General features: G+C 59.5%; 3 protein-coding genes. All 3 read left to right on the plus strand.

Features of this window, described 5'->3' with window-relative positions; translation table 11 throughout:
* On the plus strand, positions 1-425 hold a 425-nt coding region (locus WA989_RS07920), incomplete at its 5' end, for an FtsX-like permease family protein (protein WP_424339962.1).
* Positions 425-1,111 (plus strand): ABC transporter ATP-binding protein, encoded by a 687-nt coding sequence (locus WA989_RS07925; protein WP_424339963.1) that lies wholly within the window; start codon positions 425-427, stop codon positions 1,109-1,111. The genes WA989_RS07920 and WA989_RS07925, both read left to right, overlap by 1 nt.
* A gap of 58 nt (positions 1,112-1,169) precedes the next feature.
* Positions 1,170-2,520 (plus strand): DNA polymerase III subunit alpha (dnaE, locus tag WA989_RS07930; RefSeq protein WP_424339964.1); only part of this gene is annotated, 1,351 nt, incomplete at its 3' end.

Raw genomic sequence — 2,520 nt, forward strand, 5'->3', positions numbered from 1 at the left:
TGCTGATCCTGATCACGATTACTGCGCTGAACATCGTCACGGGCGTCGTGATGCTCGTAAAAAACAAGACGGGCGACATCGCAATCTTGCGCACGATCGGTGCGACGCGCGGGGCGATCATGCGGACCTTCATCATGATCGGCGCGATACTTGGCCTGGCTGGCGCGGCGATTGGCCTGATTCTCGGCATTACTATTGTGCTCAATATCAGCGCTGTCGAAGCGCTTTTGAATTTTCTCATCCCGGGCCAAGGCGAGATTTTCGATGCCGAGACCTATGGGCTTCAAGGCCTGCCCGCTGAACTCGATTGGGGCGAGGCGCTGTTCACCACCCTCTGGGCGATGAGCATGTCCGTATTGGTAACGATCTGGCCGGCCTGGTCTGCAGCGCGGCTTGATCCGGTCGAAGCCCTGAGGTTCGAGTGATGTCTGCACCAGTGCTCGAGCTGCGCGGCATCGTCCGCGAATACAAAAGCGGTCCGACCGTATTGAAGGTGCTGGACCGGACCGATCTCGTGCTCAATGCTGGCGAACTGGTGGGGCTTGTAGGCCCGTCCGGTTCAGGCAAATCAACGCTTTTGCATACGGCGGGTCTGCTTGAGCGGGCCGAGGGCGGACAAGTCCTGCTCGATGGCGAGGATGTATTGCCGCTTTCTGACGCCGTGCGTACGCGTCTACGCCGCGAAAAGCTCGGCTTTGTCTACCAGTTCCACCATCTGCTGCCGGAGTTCAACGCCCTCGACAATGTCGCCATGCCGCTCATGGTGAATGGTGTGAAACGCAAGCAGGCGCGCGAGACGGCGCTCGACATGCTGGGCGAAATGGGGCTGACCGATCGTGCAAAGCATCAGCCAGGCCAATTGTCCGGTGGTGAACAGCAGCGCGTCGCGATTGCACGTGCGCTCGCGAACGATCCGAAACTTGTCATCGCAGATGAGCCGACCGGCAATCTCGACCCGGCCACAACGGACCGTGTCTTTGCGAGCCTGATCAAGATTGCCCGCAGCGAAGGCGCGGCCGTGCTGGTGGCGACGCACAATATGGCGCTAATCCGTCATATGGACCGGGTGCTGACCCTCGAGGAGGGGAAACTCACAACCTTTACCGGCTGAGTCCCTTCGTTTCTAAGACCATGGCGGGCATGATAGAAAGCAGTCTCAGGAGCTGCCTTTGTCCGATTCGCTTTTTATCCATCTGGCTGTGCGCACGAGCTATTCGCTGCTCGAAAGCATGATCACGCCAAAAAGCCTGAAATCATGGTCTGAAGCGCACTTGGTGCCGGCGGTCGCGATTACCGACAGGAACAATCTGTTTGGCGCGCTGGAACTGTCCGAAACCCTGTCCGGGGCGGGCATTCAGCCAATCATGGCGTGCTGTTTTGATGTCACCGATGGTGCGCATCAGGAATGGATAACGCAGGTCTCGCTGTACGCCCAGGATGAGACCGGATTTGAGCGGCTAATGGCGCTCTCCTCGCTCGCCTATCTGGAGGCCGAAGACGGCGTTCCAAGGTTGAAACGGGAGCATCTTTTCGAGAAGACCGACGGGCTGATCCTGCTCACAGGCGGATCGCGCGGTGAGGCGGCGCAGTATATACTCAAAGGCAAGCAGGCCGAAGCTGAGCAGACCTTGTCTGATTTGGCGGAAGCTTATCCGGGCCGCTGCTATGTCGAGCTGACGCGTCACGGTTTAGCAGACGAAGCCAACAGTGAACCGGGCTTGATCGAGGCGGCCTACAAGCTTGGCCTGCCGCTCGTGGCGACCCATGATGCGCGGTTCATGAAGCCGGATGATGCCAAGGCGCATGATGCGATGATGTGTATCGCTAACGGCGAATATCTCGGCCAAGATGACCGCCAGCGGGTCTCGCCCGACCAGTATCTGAAGTCGTCTGATGAAATGGTTGCGCTGTTTGAAGATATTCCTGAAGCCGTCGCCTCGACTGTCGAGATCGCGAAGCGCTGCGCCATCCGGGCGACCAAGCACAGCCCGATCCTGCCGAATTTCGGGGATGGCTCGCGCTCGGAAATCGAGGAGCTGAAAATCCAGGCCCGCGCCGGCCTCGACAAGCGGCTTGCTGAAGCGCCGAAGCTCTATGCCGAGCGCTCCTCCTATGAAGAGCGGCTGGACTACGAGCTGGGCATCATCGAGGGAATGGGTTTTCCCGGCTACTTCCTGATCGTTGCCGACTTCATCAAATGGGCCAAGGACAATGATATCCCGGTTGGCCCCGGCCGGGGGTCTGGCGCAGGCTCGGTTGTTGCCTGGGTGCTGACGATCACAGACCTCGATCCGCTCCGCTTCGACCTTCTGTTCGAGCGCTTCCTCAACCCCGAACGCGTCTCGATGCCGGACTTCGACATCGACTTCTGCCAGGAGCGGCGGGGCGAGGTTATCCGCTATGTGCGTGACAAGTATGGCGCCGAAAGCGTCGCGGCGATCATCACATTCGGTACATTGCAGGCCAAAGCTGTCGTGCGGGACGTCGGCCGGGTGATGCAGATGCCCTATGGCCAGGTGG

Origin of the sequence: Henriciella sp. (genome assembly GCF_049649345.1) — a bacterium.
Lineage (GTDB): Bacteria > Pseudomonadota > Alphaproteobacteria > Caulobacterales > Hyphomonadaceae > Henriciella.

Coding starts and splice junctions, on each gene's coding strand:
- WA989_RS07925 (WP_424339963.1), top strand. CDS start 425: ATGTCTGCACCAGTGCTCGAGCTGCGCGGCATCGTCCGCGAATACAAA.